13 protein-coding genes are annotated in these 15,680 nt (G+C 40.5%); 7 read left to right on the forward strand and 6 right to left on the reverse strand.

Annotated elements, in window-relative coordinates; translation table 11 throughout:
* Positions 1-6 precede the first annotated feature (6 nt).
* From J576_RS09630 to J576_RS09645, 4 genes are all read left to right on the forward strand, one after another.
* Positions 7-1,530, forward strand: a complete 1,524-nt coding sequence (locus tag J576_RS09630) for a 3-hydroxyacyl-CoA dehydrogenase (protein WP_002048274.1) — start codon at positions 7-9, stop codon at positions 1,528-1,530.
* A 14-nt stretch (positions 1,531-1,544) separates the two neighbouring features.
* A complete protein-coding gene (locus J576_RS09635) occupies positions 1,545-2,750 on the forward strand; it encodes a 3-oxoadipyl-CoA thiolase (protein ID WP_033855567.1) in 1,206 nt (401 codons plus the stop codon).
* Between the two features lie 109 nt (positions 2,751-2,859).
* Positions 2,860-3,702: an IclR family transcriptional regulator gene (locus tag J576_RS09640; RefSeq protein ID WP_031953702.1), complete on the forward strand. Its 843-nt coding sequence runs from the start codon at positions 2,860-2,862 to the stop codon at positions 3,700-3,702.
* Positions 3,703-3,766: 64 nt separating this feature from the next.
* Positions 3,767-4,939 carry an MFS transporter gene (locus J576_RS09645; RefSeq protein WP_002048294.1) on the forward strand — a complete coding sequence of 391 codons (1,173 nt, stop codon included), beginning with the start codon at positions 3,767-3,769 and terminating at the stop codon, positions 4,937-4,939.
* 38 nt (positions 4,940-4,977) lie between these two features.
* Here the strand turns inward: J576_RS09645 and J576_RS09650 are convergent, their stop codons facing one another.
* Positions 4,978-5,949: an NAD(P)H-dependent flavin oxidoreductase gene (locus J576_RS09650; protein ID WP_002048387.1), complete on the reverse strand. Its 972-nt coding sequence runs from the start codon at positions 5,947-5,949 to the stop codon at positions 4,978-4,980.
* A gap of 284 nt (positions 5,950-6,233) precedes the next feature.
* On the opposite strand from J576_RS09650, the gene J576_RS09655 reads away from it, so the two are divergent.
* Positions 6,234-7,043, forward strand: coding sequence for an enoyl-CoA hydratase (locus J576_RS09655; protein WP_002048279.1), 810 nt, complete (start codon positions 6,234-6,236; stop codon positions 7,041-7,043).
* 65 nt (positions 7,044-7,108) lie between these two features.
* On the opposite strand, the gene J576_RS09660 is transcribed toward J576_RS09655, so the two are convergent.
* Both J576_RS09660 and J576_RS09665 read right to left on the reverse strand, forming a co-directional pair.
* Positions 7,109-7,954 (reverse strand): IclR family transcriptional regulator, encoded by an 846-nt coding sequence (locus tag J576_RS09660; protein WP_000996083.1) that lies wholly within the window; start codon positions 7,952-7,954, stop codon positions 7,109-7,111.
* A 186-nt stretch (positions 7,955-8,140) separates the two neighbouring features.
* Complete coding sequence (locus tag J576_RS09665; RefSeq protein ID WP_002048342.1) at positions 8,141-9,358, reverse strand: CaiB/BaiF CoA transferase family protein; 1,218 nt, start codon at positions 9,356-9,358, stop codon at positions 8,141-8,143.
* A gap of 331 nt (positions 9,359-9,689) precedes the next feature.
* Here J576_RS09665 and J576_RS09670 point away from each other — a divergent pair, with 331 nt between their 5' ends.
* Both J576_RS09670 and J576_RS09675 read left to right on the forward strand, forming a co-directional pair.
* Positions 9,690-10,841: an acyl-CoA dehydrogenase family protein gene (locus tag J576_RS09670; protein WP_002048328.1), complete on the forward strand. Its 1,152-nt coding sequence runs from the start codon at positions 9,690-9,692 to the stop codon at positions 10,839-10,841.
* 61 nt (positions 10,842-10,902) lie between these two features.
* Positions 10,903-12,153: an MFS transporter gene (locus J576_RS09675; RefSeq protein WP_002048390.1), complete on the forward strand. Its 1,251-nt coding sequence runs from the start codon at positions 10,903-10,905 to the stop codon at positions 12,151-12,153.
* 223 nt (positions 12,154-12,376) lie between these two features.
* On the opposite strand, the gene phnX is transcribed toward J576_RS09675, so the two are convergent.
* Genes phnX through J576_RS09690 form a run of 3 tightly spaced genes read right to left on the reverse strand, consistent with a single transcriptional unit; the run spans position 12,377 to position 15,593 of the window.
* On the reverse strand, positions 12,377-13,192 hold the full coding sequence (phnX, locus tag J576_RS09680; protein ID WP_002048361.1) for a phosphonoacetaldehyde hydrolase: 816 nt from the start codon (positions 13,190-13,192) through the stop codon (positions 12,377-12,379).
* A gap of 32 nt (positions 13,193-13,224) precedes the next feature.
* The gene (phnW, locus tag J576_RS09685; protein WP_025467659.1) at positions 13,225-14,412 is read right to left on the reverse strand and encodes a 2-aminoethylphosphonate--pyruvate transaminase; all 1,188 of its coding nucleotides are present in this window, start codon (positions 14,410-14,412) and stop codon (positions 13,225-13,227) included.
* Positions 14,413-14,438: 26 nt separating this feature from the next.
* Positions 14,439-15,593: a TIGR03364 family FAD-dependent oxidoreductase gene (locus tag J576_RS09690; RefSeq protein ID WP_002048392.1), complete on the reverse strand. Its 1,155-nt coding sequence runs from the start codon at positions 15,591-15,593 to the stop codon at positions 14,439-14,441.
* Between the last annotated feature and the right edge of the window lie 87 nt (positions 15,594-15,680).

Raw genomic sequence — 15,680 nt, forward strand, 5'->3', positions numbered from 1 at the left:
ATCGACATGACTTATGATATTAAAAGCATGGCTGTGATTGGTGTAGGTGTCATGGGCAGTGGTATTGCTCAAATTGCTGCGCAGTCAGGTCATACCACTTATTTATATGATGCCAAAGCAGGCGCCGCAGAACAGGCCAAAGAAAAACTAGCTGCTACATTTCAAAAGTTAGTCGACAAAAATAAGATTACGTCTGAACAAGCAGCAGCGGCAAATAACCATTTAATTGTTGCCCATCAAATTGAAGATTTAAAAAATTGTGACCTGATTGTAGAAGCAATTGTTGAACGTCTCGATATTAAACAAAGCTTGATGCAGCAGCTTGAAGACATTGTTTCGGATACTACTATTTTAGCCTCAAACACTTCTTCTCTTTCTATTACAGCCATTGCGGCAAACTGCAAAAAGCCTGAGCGTGTTGTGGGTTATCACTTTTTTAACCCAGTTCCCCTCATGAAAGTGGTTGAAGTCATTCGTGGTTTAAAAACAGACCCACTTATTATTGATGCTTTAAACGATCTGTCTCGTGCATTTGGTCATCGTCCTGTTGTGGCAAAGGACACCCCTGGATTTATTATTAACCATGCGGGCCGTGCTTATGGAACTGAAGCGCTCAAAATTTTAAATGAGAATGTCTGTGATATTAGTGAAATTGACCGAATTTTACGTGACGGCGTTGGTTTTAGAATGGGGCCATTTGAATTAATGGATTTAACTGGCCTTGATGTTTCGCATCCAGTTATGGAGTCGATTTATCACCAGTACTATGAAGAAGCCCGCTACAAACCAAGCCCGCTGACCAAGCAAATGCTTGATGCCAAGCAACTTGGACGTAAGGTTAATCAAGGTTTTTATAACTATGAAACCGGTTCAAAAACAGGTGAACAACCTGCCAAGTTTGTAGAGCGTCTAGCGCAATATCCAAAAGTTTGGATCACTGCCGATTTCTTGGACGATAAAAAACAACTCGAAGATTATTTAACTCAGCAAAATATTGCCCTAGACACCAATTCTGAGCCACAAACAGATAGCTTATGTTTACTCGCTTGTTATGGTGAAGATACAACCCAAGCAGCTACTCGCCTAGGAGTTAATCCAAAGCATACTGTTGCGATAGACATGCTTTATGGCATTGCAAAACATCGCACCTTAATGCCATCACTTGTTACCAAACCTGAATATCGTCAAGCAGCTCACTCTATTTTCAATTTAGATGGAAATATGGTCAGTATGATTAATGAAAGTATTGGCTTTGTTGCGCAGCGTGTTTTAGCCATGGTCATTAATTTAGGCTGCGATATTGCCCAGCAAAATATTGCCACAGTAGATGATATTAATGCTGCAGTACGTCTTGGCTTAGGCTATCCATTTGGACCAATTGAATGGGGCGATCAAGTCGGTAGCGAAAAAGTCTTACTTATTCTTAACCGTATAACAGCACTTAGCCATGACCCGCGTTACCGCCCTAGCCCGTGGTTACAGCGTCGTGTCGCACTTCATTTACCTCTTACTTTTACTCACGAGTCTTGAAAAGGAATTTCTCAATGTTAAATGCATATATCTATGATGGTTTACGTAGTCCATTTGGCCGTCATGCGGGTGAACTTGCCTCAATTCGCCCTGATGATTTAGCAGCAACCGTTATTCAAAAATTACTTGAAAAAACTGGTGTACCGGGCGCGGATATTGAAGATGTGATTTTAGGCGACACCAATCAAGCGGGTGAAGATAGTCGTAATGTGGCACGAAATGCATTATTACTTGCAGGTTTACCAGTCACTGTACCGGGCCAGACGGTAAACCGCCTATGTGCTAGTGGTTTAGGTGCCGTGATTGACTCAGCACGTGCTATTACTTGTGGTGAAGGCGAGCTCTATATTGCTGGTGGTGTAGAAAGTATGTCACGTGCACCCTTCGTGATGGGTAAAGCAGAAAGTGCTTATAGCCGTGATGCAAAAATTTATGACACCACCATTGGCTCTCGCTTTCCAAATAAAAAAATTATTGCGCAGTACGGCGGTCATTCAATGCCTGAAACGGGCGATAACGTTGCAGCCGAGTTTGGTATTAGCCGTGAACAAGCTGACTTATTTGCAGCCCAATCACAAGCCAAATATCAAAAAGCCAAAGAAGAAGGTTTCTTTGCCGATGAAATTACGCCAATTGAGGTTTTCCAAGGCAAAAAATTGCCACCTAAGCTCGTTTCTGAAGATGAACACCCTCGCCCAAGCTCAACTGTTGAAGCACTTACAAAGTTAAAACCACTCTTTGAAGGTGGCGTAGTTACTGCGGGTAATGCCTCAGGTATTAATGATGGTGCAGCAGCACTTTTGATTGGTTCAGAAGCGGCAGGTCAAAAATATGGCCTAAAACCAATGGCAAAAATCTTGTCCGCTGCGGCAGCCGGTATTGAGCCACGCATTATGGGTGCAGGCCCGATCGAAGCGATTAAAAAAGCTGTTGCGCGTGCTGGCCTTACTTTAGATGACATGGATATTATCGAAATTAATGAAGCCTTTGCTTCACAGGTTTTATCTTGTTTACAAGGCTTAAATGTTGATTTTAATGACCCACGTGTGAACCCGAACGGTGGTGCAATTGCAGTTGGTCATCCACTTGGTGCTTCAGGTGCTCGTCTTGCGTTAACAGTAGCGCGCGAGTTAATTCGCCGTAAGAAGAAATATGCCGTGGTGAGCCTATGTATTGGTGTAGGCCAAGGTCTTGCGATGGTGATTGAAAACGTTTCATAACCATTAAACCAGATATCCATTCATCACAACAGCGCAGTGATGAATGGATTTATTTTGCAGAGCGAAATATAATGGCAAAACTATTGCTTTAATTATATTTGAGGATCGAATGTCTCAAAACACGGAAACTGAAAAACCAATAAATTTTGATGAGATACGTTTAGATCCTATTTCGCATATACATCGGGAAAATAACCCGCAGTTTATTGCTTCTTTAGCACGCGGCTTAGAACTTTTAAGATGCTTTTCTGCAAATAATCAGGTTCTTGGCAACCAAGAATTAGCAAAAATGACAGGTTTACCTAAACCGACCATTGCACGTATTACCAATACCCTTGTGTCATTAGGTTATTTAAAACAATTGCCTAACTCGACCAAATACACATTAGATATTGGTGTCTTATCCTTAGGATATGCAGCTTTATCTAACATCTCGATTCGTAATATTGCTCATCAATATATGGAAGAGATGAGCCAGTATGTTCAAGCGCCCGTAGCGATGGCAACGCGTGATCGCTTAAATATGGTGTATATCGATGTTGTGCAAATTGAAACAGCCTTAAATATGCGCCGTCCAATTGGTTCGACTTTACCACTGCATAGCAGTTCTATGGGACGAGCATGCTTGGCTGCGACTCCTGAACGTGAGCGCAACTTTCTACTTGATGCATTGAAACAAAAAAATCCAGAAAACGGGCCAGCCATAAAACGCTCTTTAGAACGAGCTTTCCGTGATTATCAAGATTATGGATATTGTTTGTCTTTAGGTGAGTGGCATAAAGAAGTGAACTCAGTGGCTGTACCTTTGGTCAGCTCTAAACACGGTCTTTATGTTTTTAACTGTGGTGCGCCAAGTTTTCATTTAAATCCAGAAAAACTTGAAGGTGAAATTGGACCACGTTTAATCCACATGGTGCATAACATTCAAGATGCTTTGAATGAAACGCACTAACAATCGTACTTAAAACAGTTATGGTTGTGTTGATTAAAGTTCCTCTTTCATTATGACAATAGGCATGATGAAAAACGCACTCTATACCCCAACCATTATTTTAATGGCGATTGCTGCAGGCATTTGTACAGGTGGAAATTATTTTAGTCAGCCACTTATTCATTCAATTAGTCTAAGCCTAAATTTAACTGAAACCACTACAGCATGGGTGCCCACTCTAGCCCAAATCACCTATGCCTGTGGCTTACTCTTTTTAATGCCGTTGGGTGACATATTAGAAAAGCGCAAGCTGCTATTTGTCTTTATGTTACTAGCTTCAAGCGGATTAGTTATTAGTGGCTTTTCGCACAATATTTATCTTTTACTGCTTGGTACCGTTATTACCGGTTTATTTTCCAGCGCAGCCCAACTTTTGCTACCGCTTGCTGCAAGTCTGGTTCCGATTCAACAAAGTGGTCGTGTTGTTGGCTTTTTACTGAGTGGGCTGATGATGGGTGTTTTACTCGCCCGTTCCCTTTCTGGGCTGATGTCTACACTTTTTGCGTGGAATATTATTTATCTGGTTAGTGGCTTTCTATTACTCATCATTGCCATTATTTTGCATCGTAATATTGGGTTATTCCCACCCACCAAATCTGAAAACTATGTAAAAACCATTCGTTCTTTACCAAAGATTTTTATTCAAAATCCACGTTTAAGAACCAGAACTTATATTGGTGGTTTTACATTTGCTTGTGTGAGTTTAACCTTTACCACCATGTCGTTGCTTCTGGCTCCGGCACCTTATTATTTTAGTGACTTTACCATTGGCCTTTTCGGTTTTGTTGGCGTGTTAGGAACTTTCGTTGCCAATTTCTCAGGCAAATTTATTGACCAAGGCTATATCCATAAAATTTCGATTTATTGCGGCATTGGGCTGATTTTAAGTTGGATACTTTTTTCACTTTTACCCTACCATTTCGCTTTTTATATTATTGCCTTACTTATTCTCTACGCTTCTCTTTCTGCGGTACATGTCACCAACCAAAGTATTGTATTTAAACTTAATCAAGAATTACGTTCACGGTTTAATGCCATTTATATGACAGGTTACTTTGCTGGCGGCGCTTTAGGCACAACGGCAGGAAGTTATGCTTGGAAACACTTCGGATGGACAGGTGTCTGTATTTTAGGCTTGATTTTTGCCGTGCTATGTCTTTATTATTGTGTGCTTGATGCAAAAAATCAGCACAATTAAAGCTTGTGCTGATCTTATATAAAGTAGGCAATAGTTCGTTATAGAACCCCTAATAACCGACCACGAATAATATCTTCTGCCTCTTTGACAATCCGGCTAACCAGTTCATCGCATGTCGGAATATCATGAATCAAGCTAGCCACTAACCCACATGACCATGCACCTGCATTAACATCACCATCAATCATGACTTTTGGATAAACGCCCGCAACTTCTTCAATAATATCTTCAAATTTAATGTTATCGCCAAGTGTTTTTTCTTTTGCAACGATTTTTTCTACAGCAGCATTATTCATGACACGTTCTGTATTACGCAAAGCGCGCATAATTAAACGCGTATCTCTTTCAGTTGCATTCAAAATCGCTTGTTTCACATTTGCATGTACGGGAGCTTCCTGAGTGGCAATAAAACGGGTGCCCATATTAATTCCATCGGCTCCCATTGCTAAAGCAGCCGCGAGTGAGCGTCCATCTGCCATACCACCTGAGGCAACAAATGGAATGTCTAACGCATCAGCTGCTAAAGGCAATAAAATCATATTTGGTACGTCATCTTCACCCGGATGCCCACCACACTCGAAACCATCTACAGAAACCGCATCGCACCCAATTTGCTGAGCTTTTAAGCTATGTCGAACCGAAGTACATTTGTGAATTACTTTAATACCAGCAGCCTTTAAATATGGCATGACCTGTTCAGGATTACGCCCCGCTGTTTCTACAATCTTGACTCCACCTTTAATAATTGCTTCTACAAAACCCGGATAATCAGGAGTATTCACAGTAGGCAAAAAGGTTAAATTTACTCCGAAAGGCTTGTCGGTCATTTCTCGGCAACGTGCAATTTCTTTTGCCAGATTTTCAGGTGTACGCTGAGTCAGGCCAGTGATAATACCTAACCCACCCGCGTTCGAAACTGCAGCCGCAAGCTCTGCAAAACCAACATAATGCATACCACCTTGAATAATTGGATGCTCGATTTCAAATAGTTCTGTAATTTTGGTCTTCATATTCTTTCCACTCACCGTTCTATAACTAGCTTCTCATTTCCTTAGTAGAGCTAGATGCTTATTTACGCATAAATCCTGTCATCATTTAAAGCAACTTAAGATAAAAATTTCACAATACAAAATTTTATACCACAATATAAAACAAAATAATTGATAACGGAATTATTTTTCGATAGCATCATTTTAATAAGTTTAAGTTTTAGACAGCAAATTATTTGAAAAGTATGAGCTTCCACCAACTGAAAGCAAATATTTTTCAAATAGTTAATTTAAAGGAATAAATGATGCAACAGGACAATGTAACTCAAAGCGAGCTTAAAACAGGTACAATTCAGGAGCATTTTGATAAAAATATACTAACGCTCACCATGAGTAACCCCACTAAGAAGAATGCAATTAATTATGAAATGTATACGGCCCTAAGTCGGGCATTAGATAAGGCTGCAACCAATCAAGATGTCCATGTGGTTATACTTACTGGTGAAGATTCGGCATTTACGAGTGGAAATGATGTCAATGCATTTGAAAAACGTGATACCACCACTTCAGAACCACCCGCTTCGATTGTTTTTTTAAAAAGCTTAGCAACATTTCCAAAACCGATTATTGCTAAAGTAAATGGTGTGGCAATTGGCATTGGCAGCACTATGCTTCTACATTGCGACCTTGTGTATGCAAGCCAAAATTCTATTTTTCAGTTCCCCTTTGTGAATTTAGGACTTGTACCCGAAGCGGGTTCAAGTTACATCTTGCCAAGATTATTGGGTTTTGCTCGTGCTTCGGAACTTATTTTACTGGGTGAAAAGTTTTCGGCAGACCAAGCAAAAATTTATGGTTTGGTTAATGAAATATTTGATGCAACTGAGCTGGATCAAGTGGTTGAAGACGTAGCCATTAAACTCGCTCACAAACCAAGCCAAGCCTTGCAGCTCAGTAAAAAGTTACTAAGAGATATGCCAATCGATGATCTACTCAATCGTATTGATCATGAGTCGACTATTTTCTCACGTTGTTTACAGGGTTCCGAATTTAAAGAAGCATTAAATGCTTTCAAAGAAAAAAGAAAACCGAACTTCCATAAGCAAACAGCCTAAAACTCACACACTAAAAAGCCAGCCTTGAAAAACAAGGCTGGCTTTTATAAGTAAATCAGATACGTTTAGCTAATCTCGGTACGAATATTATTCACCATGTGTAAAAGACGCGGTGCAATATCTTCTTCGAGTTTTTCACGGTTCATAATAAAGCTTGGACCACCACAGTTAAATACCAGCAAACCATGTTGTTCATGAATGAGTGGAACCGCAACCGAGTTAACGTCTTTATGCCATTCGCCAATTGAAAAACAGTATCCAAAATCTTGGTAGTCTTTAAAGGCTTTGTCTAGATCACGGTTAATTTTAATCCAGTCTTCTTTATGCTTGTTACGAATGGCATTAAGCAAGAACTCTCTTTCATCTTCTGGCATGGCAGCTAAACATGCTCGACCCATCGAACTTAAATGAATCGGCAAATAGGTCCCGACTTGACGGCGCATGGTCATATTGCCTTTGCCTTGAACGACATCAAGATAAATCATATTCAGTCGATCGCGTGTTGCCATTGCTACAGCAGCACCAGCATAGTCTGCCAAATTTTTCATATATGGATGAGCAATAGAGCGAATCGATACGTTAGAGAGCATGGAATAACCAAAAGCAAGAACACCAACTGAAAGCTGGAATTTACTTGAGTTTGGTACTTGTTTGATATAACCCAAACGCGACAAAGTATGGGTCAGGCGAGTAATGGTTGGTTTTGGCAAACCAGTCATCTGAGCAAGCTCTTGGTTGCCCAAATGCTGATGTTTAGGTGTAAAACAACGTAATAGTTCTAAGCCACGTGCTAATGCAGTAATAAATTGGCGATCATTTTCATCCTGCATGTCTTCAATCGGATGTAATAATTCATGCCTTAAAGGCGCGAGTAGTTTTTCTGTCTGTTCTGCATCAACTGCATCGTTCATTGTCATACCAATCCACATTTTATTTCGCACTGCGAAAATTATAATCTATTTTTTCTATAAATAGCAAAAGAGCAAACGTCCAAGTCTGCATTTATAAAATAACTTCATTTAACTCATTAAAGCGAAAGATTAAATATTTTATTTTCTGATTTTAAATATCATTTTAACCTTTCGCTTTTAAGTTACTTATCCAATTACGCCCTTTTCTTTAAGCTCTGCTAACTTTTCTGTAGATACTACTCGCCCTAAAATCGCCTGCGTATGTTCACCCAACAGTGGAGGTGCTGTTTTGTATTCAACAGGCGTTCTAGAAAGTTTGATTGGTGAGCCAATTATCTTCAATTTTTTACGTTGAGGATGGTTCATCTCGACTAACATTTCTCGGGCTATCACTTGTGGTTCTTGGAAAGCTTGTTCCAAGTTATTAATCACACCGACCGGAACTTTAGCCGCATAGATTGCGTCTACCCATTCATCTGCTGTTTTTGTTAAAAAGTGAGTTTGTAAAATTCCGATAATTTCATCGCGATGCTTGATTCGGTCTGCATTTCGGGCAAAACGCGCATCATTTGGTAAATCGGGTAAACCAATACTTCGACAGAGTTGAATAAACTGAGTGTCATTTCCACATGCAATAATGAAGTCACGGTCAGAGGCTTTGAATACTTGATAAGGCACAATATTGGCGTGTGCATTGCCATAACGTTTAGGGATATTACCCGATGAAAGATAGTTCATTCCCTGATTTGCCATTGTAGCAATTTGAACATCAAGCAAAGCCATATCAATGTATTGGCCTAAACCTGTCACATGGCGGTTGAGTAAAGCAGCCTGTATGGCAATCGTAGAATAAAGTCCTGTGGCTAAGTCAGAAAATGCAACGCCTACTTTTTGTGGTCCACCGCCGGGCAAATCATCACGCTCACCAGTGACCGACATGAGTCCGCCCATACCCTGAATAATAAAGTCATAACCGGGTTCTTCTGCTCTGGGACCAGTTTGACCAAAACCTGTAATTGAGCAATACACCAATTTAGGGTTAATTGCAGATAAAGACTCGTAGTCCAAACCGTACTTTTTCAAAGAACCCGCTTTGTAGTTTTCAATCACGACATCGGTGTCTTGAATAAGTGCTTTAATCAATTCTTGGCCTTCAGGATTGGCAATGTCGATGGCAACCGATAATTTATTACGGTTGGTTGACTGATAATAAGCGGCTTCTTGAGTGTCTTGACCTGAGTCATCTTTCATCCAAGGTGGTCCCCAAGAACGAGTATCGTCACCAACCTTCGGCCGTTCAATCTTGATTACTTCTGCGCCTAAATCGGCAAGAATCTGTCCACACCAAGGCCCAGCCAATACCCGACTTAAGTCAAGCACCCGAATTCCATTTAAAGCACCCATCTTCATCCCACTATATTTTGTGATTCATTTCCTATAGGAAAACTTATCCATTTAAAATTTCGCATAGCGATATATATTTTTAATATACACGGCTCTTTTTAAAAATCAAACTTTAATTTTCCACTAAAAATGATGATTTTTTATAAGAAAATATAGCTTAAATAAATCAATAAATTAGCCAAATATAAAACAATAACAAAGTATCGCATTGCGAAATTAATTTTCAAAATATATTGTTTTGCGCTCATCCTTTGATTACTATCACTTCAAATATTGGTGATTTTACGAACATCACATTGATGTTTTTTGCATAGAGTAAAAGGACGAGACTATGATTCGAGATCAGGAAACCTTAAATCAACTTGTTGATATGATTCGACAATTTGTTGAAGGTGTCTTAATTCCTCATGAGAATGAAGTCGCTGAAACGGATGAAATTCCTCAAGAGATTGTTGAGCAAATGAAAGCTCTCGGTTTATTTGGTTTAACCATTCCTGAAGAATACGAAGGTCTTGGCCTAACGATGGAAGAAGAGGTCTATGTCGCTTTTGAATTAGGTCGTACCTCTCCTGCTTTTCGCTCTCTTATTGGGACCAATAATGGCATTGGTTCAAGTGGTTTGATTATTGATGGGACCGAAGCACAAAAATCATTTTTCTTACCGCGTCTAGCTCGTGGTGAAGTGATCAGTTCTTTTTGCTTAACCGAACCTGACGCAGGTTCTGATGCTGCCTCTTTAAAAACCACCGCCGTAAAAGATGGTGAGTTTTATATTTTAAATGGTACCAAACGCTTTATTACCAATGCGCCCCATGCTGGTGTATTTACAGTCATGGCACGTACAAACACTGATATTAAAGGCGCTGGTGGCATTTCTGCTTTTATTGTTGATAGCCAAACTCCGGGTATTTCTCTTGGCAAACGCGATAAAAAAATGGGACAAAAAGGTGCCCATACCTGTGACGTTATTTTTGAAAATTGCCGCATCCCTGCTTCAGCACTTATAGGTGGTGTTGAAGGTGTTGGTTTTAAAACTGCCATGAAAGTACTCGATAAAGGCCGTTTGCATATTGCTGCCTTGAGTGTCGGTGCAGCCACTAGAATGCTAGACGATTCTTTAAATTACGCCATCGAACGCAAGCAATTTGGACAACCAATTGCCGAGTTTCAACTCATTCAAGCCATGCTTGCCGATTCAAAAGCTGAAATTTATGCAGCTAAATGTATGATCTTAGACGCTGCACGCCTACGCGATGCGGGACAAAACGTTAGCACGGAAGCTTCTTGCGCAAAAATGTTTGCAACCGAAATGTGTGGCCGCGTTGCTGATCGCTGCGTACAAATTCATGGCGGTGCGGGTTACATCAGTGAATATGCCATTGAACGTTTTTATCGAGATGTTCGTCTGTTCCGTCTCTATGAAGGGACCACTCAAATTCAACAAGTGATTATTGCCCGAAATATGATTCGCGCTGCGTCTTAATCAAATTTAAAGCACTTCAAAACGACTTGAAGTGCTTTTTATTAAATGTAGGTAATGGATTATGGCTACAAATTACAAAGAAGGTCTTTCTCGTATACAGCCTCATACGTGGAAAATAGCATTTATTTTTGCATTTCTGGCACTGTTGGTAGATGGTGCAGATTTGATGCTGCTGTCTTATAGCTTAAATAGTATTAAGGCAGATTTTGGATTAAGTTCAGTACAAGCAGGTATGCTTGGCAGTTTTACCTTGGCAGGTATGGCTGTTGGTGGCATTTTTGGGGGATGGGCATGCGATAAATTTGGTCGCGTGCGTATTGTGGTTATTTCTATTTTAATTTTCTCGCTCCTTACCTGTGGCTTAGGTTTTACCCAGAGCTTTCTTCAGTTTGGTATTTTAAGATTTTTTGCATCTCTTGGTTTGGGTTCACTTTATATCGCCTGTAATACCCTCATGGCCGAATATGTCCCAACACGTTTCCGCACAACAGTACTTGGCACTTTACAAGCAGGTTGGACGGTTGGCTATATTGTTGCGACCTTACTTGCAGGCTGGATTATTCCTGATCATGGCTGGCGCATGCTGTTTTATGTTGCGATTATTCCCGTCATTATTGCTGTTCTCATGCATGTGCTTGTACCTGAACCAGAAGCATGGCAAAAGTCTCGACTACAACAACCAGTTGTGGCTCAAAACGCATCAAAAACTTCGGCATTTAAGCTTATTTTCCAAGATAAACGAAACCGTAATATGTTTATCTTATGGGCGTTAACGGCAGGCTTTTTACAGTTTGGCTACTATGGTGTAAATAACTGGATGCCGTCATACCTTGAAAGTGAACTCGGTATGAAGTTCAAGGAAATGACCGCCTATATGGTAGGTACATATACCGCCATGATTTTGGGTAAAGTTCTTGCGGGTATGATGGCCGATAAATTAGGGCGTCGCTTTACCTATGCTTTTGGTGCAATCGGCACTGCTATTTTCCTACCTATGATTGTTTTTTATAACTCGCCAAGCAACATTTTATATTTACTGGTGACCTTTGGTTTTCTATACGGCATCCCTTATGGCGTAAATGCAACCTACATGACCGAAAGCTTTGCGACTGCCATTCGCGGTACAGCCATTGGCGGTGCTTATAACGTTGGACGTTTAGGCGCTGCATTAGCCCCAGCAACGATTGGTTTCTTAGCATCTGGCGGCTCAATTGGTTTAGGTTTTGTCGTGATGGGTGCTGCCTACCTAATTTGTGGTGTGATACCAGCCTTATTCATTAAAGAAAAAATATACGACCCACAAAAGTCATAAAAGATCCATCACAAAAAATCCTATAAGTCCTGTACCTATAGGATTGATGGTACTAACCATCTAAACATGTGTTTTAGATGGTTAGCAGGAAATAAGGAATTGACGTTTCAAAGTTACTCCTTATTTCCACGTATGTAGAGTTTATTACTCTTCATTTTAATTTTTTAGGTAAGCTTAGCTCCCAAGGGAGCTAAGCTTAAAAATATATAGACCTAAACTCTGTTTAAGGTCGTTCACCCTGCCCCAAACGGCGTTCAATATCATCGAGTACATTTGGTAAGTCGGCGACACTATCAATCACATAGTGAGCGCCCGATGCATTCATTTTTTGGTATGCCTTATCTTTTAGTACAATCTGTTCATCAGCCGATAACGCGCTCCACTCTTCATAGCTTAAACCGACTTCATTGCCACTAATCGCAAGTCCTACTGTCCAGCATCCGGCATTTAAACCTTCATCAATGCCCACCACGGTATCATCTACTTTTACAACAGTTTTGATGTCGGATACGTCGAGTTGAATTAAGTTCTTCCATAGCATTTCAGGATATGGACGGCCAAATTTTACGTCACTTGCCGTAACGATACAGTCCGGTCGGTAGCCTTGATCGGCAGCATCTTTGACCAAACGACCAATCATCATTGATGCATAACCCGTGTTACTACCAATTTTCGCACCACGCTTTTTAATATTTTCAAATGTTTCCAATGCCCCCGGAATTAAAGCAGAACATTTCGGAATAGAATTTAGTTGATAAGGAATAAAGTCTTTATATAAACGGTCAATATCTGCTTCAGTTGCAGGCTTCCCATATACTTCCTGCCATGCCGCCGCTACTCGCGGCATTTTTAAAACTGCCGCAATATGATCACGTTTCTCTAATCCCATTGGTGCACGTGCTTCTTCAACCGTAATTTCAACTTTATTGTCTTTAAATAAAGCCATAAAAGCCAAAATCGGTGCGCGTGAGCCAAAATCTACAGTTGTGCCAGCCCAGTCAAAAACAACAGCCTGAATTTGTGTATTGTTGATTGTCATGGTGTATTCCTTTAATACAAATGATTTAAAAATTATGCTGTTACAGCTTGATTGAGGTGGCTTTCGCAATAACTCGCAATCGCAGCAAGAAGCCCTTCAATATCCTGTACATAAACTTCGCCAATATTGCCTATACGGAAACAGTTAAGATCTGTGATTTTGCCCGGATAAATTACGTAGCCTGATTTTTTCAGCGTTTCATAGAATGACTGGAAGCTAAATGTTTCGGCTGTCGGGTACAGAAAAGTGGTAATGATGGGTGATTGTGGGCACTCTTCACCGAGTACCAATTCAAAGCCCAGTTGTTGCATACCTTTAGATAAGGTTTGTTGGTTTTGTAAATAACGTTGATAACGTGCAGCAACACCGCCTTCTGTCTCAAGCTCAAGTAATGCTTGATAAAATGCACGTACCACATGGGTTGGTGAGGTAAAACGCCATTTACCGTTATGCTGCTCCATCGTGTTCCACTGGTCATACAAATCGAGACTAACCGAACGTGCTAAGTCTTTACATGCCTCTAGGCAATCACATTTTGCCAAAATAAAACCAAAGCCCGGAACACCTTGAATACATTTATTTGCACTTGAAATCAGGAAATCAATTTCAAGCTCAGCAATATCCATAGGCACACCACCGAATGAACTCATGGCATCCACAATCCAGATTTTTCCTGCTGCTTTCACCAAACGGCCAATGTCTTGAATCGGGTTTAAAATTCCTGTGGTAGTTTCACAGTGTACACACGCAACATGGCTAATGGTTTTATCTTGTAAAACGCGCTCAATCTCTTGTAAATCTGGTGTTTGAGTTTCTAAATAGTTCAGCTCTACAACTTCAATATTTAAGCAACGCGCCATTTGCACCATACGTGCACCATATGCGCCGTTATTAATGATCAATATTTTGCCATCACGCGAAATAGCTGACCCAAGTACAGACTCCACAGCAAAACTACCACTGCCTTGCATTAACACAGCCGTATATTTTTCAGGTTGGCTGGTTGCCAAGTTGACTAGACGAGAGCGGATATCTTGTACCAGCGAGTTGTATTCTTGGTCCCAAGTACACCAGTCTTTTTGCATGGCACGGCGTACTGTTGCCGATGTTGATAATGGCCCTGGAGTGAGAAGCAAATACTTGTTCTCTAAATCCATATCGAGTTGGGGTTGCATGTTCATAATATTACTCATTTCTTTTACGTTAATTTCAATATACACCAATCTGGTTTAAACCAGATGACAAACTAGTAAATATTTTGTTCTAATATTTCTTTCATAAAGCCAGCCCCTGTGGTCATGCCTTTACCGGCAATCGCACTCACCAGAAAGATATTTTTTTCAGCTTCAGTAACACAGGCCAACTCATGTTCATGAGTCAGGTAATAACCATTCCAGCGTTTTTGAATTGGAGGTAAAGTCAGCCCTAATTTTTCGTGACAGTAAGCTTGGATAAACTCATTAATCTCTTCACGCTGCTCAAACTGTGGCGCTTCATTAATTGAATGATATTCGTGGCTATCGCCCACGATCAGTTCACCAAATTCGTTTTGTTTAATCAGAATATGGATACCAAATTCTTTAATGAATCCCTGCTGTGACGCTTTAACCAACTCAGAATGACTTGGGCAAATTTCAAAAGCCGGATAACGTGAAATAGATAAGCCTGAATAAAGAGAAGCATTTAAGTTTTGGTGAAACGGTTGAGTCAGAGCCATTTGTAGGCCACAACGTTTCAGATTCAAACTTTGTAAAAGATCTGGATATAAAACATCGATGACTTCACCGTGGCAGATCAAAACTTTATTTGCCCGATATGCCTCGCCACTTGCCAAACGAACCTGACAACTTTCCTGCTGATATTGGGTTTGAACAACACAGGCATTGGTATAAATCTCTACACCGTTTCTTTCGGCATATGCCAATAGTCGCTGCCCAATCACATACGGTTCGACCGAATAGTCTTCTTCAAAAACCAAACCACCTTGAAACTGCTGCTCGGGGTTTAAATAGGAAAATTGGGTGACCAGTTCATCATGGTTTAGCAAATGAACTGGAATTTGGTAATTATTTGCACGCTCGGCAAACTCATTTAAAACCTGCCATTCAAGTGCCGTATTGGCGAGATACACACCTTGTCTTTGCTCAAATGAAATATCGATTTCAGCCTGAATGCGTTGATAAAAAGAACGCGTTTCAAGCGCGTACTTTCGCCACTGTTGCTCTGGATGGGTTAAGGTCGATGTTCCAACCATGCCGAAATTACGGCGAGTTGCGCCCACAGGCTTGGCATTTTTCTCGAAGATACAAACTTTCAAGCCTTGTTCTTGTGCCTGTATGGCAGCGGACAAACCTAAAATACCTGCTCCGACAACAATTAAATCAAACTGTACGTGATTCATAAGACTTCCAATTTGCGAAATTTAGGATGAATAAACCCTTGCCTTGTTGAACAAAGCATTTCGTTTCAGTAGGTTAAATAAAAATTG

Source organism: Acinetobacter sp. 766875, from assembly GCF_000582055.1.
Classification (GTDB): Bacteria; Pseudomonadota; Gammaproteobacteria; order Pseudomonadales; family Moraxellaceae; genus Acinetobacter; species Acinetobacter nosocomialis.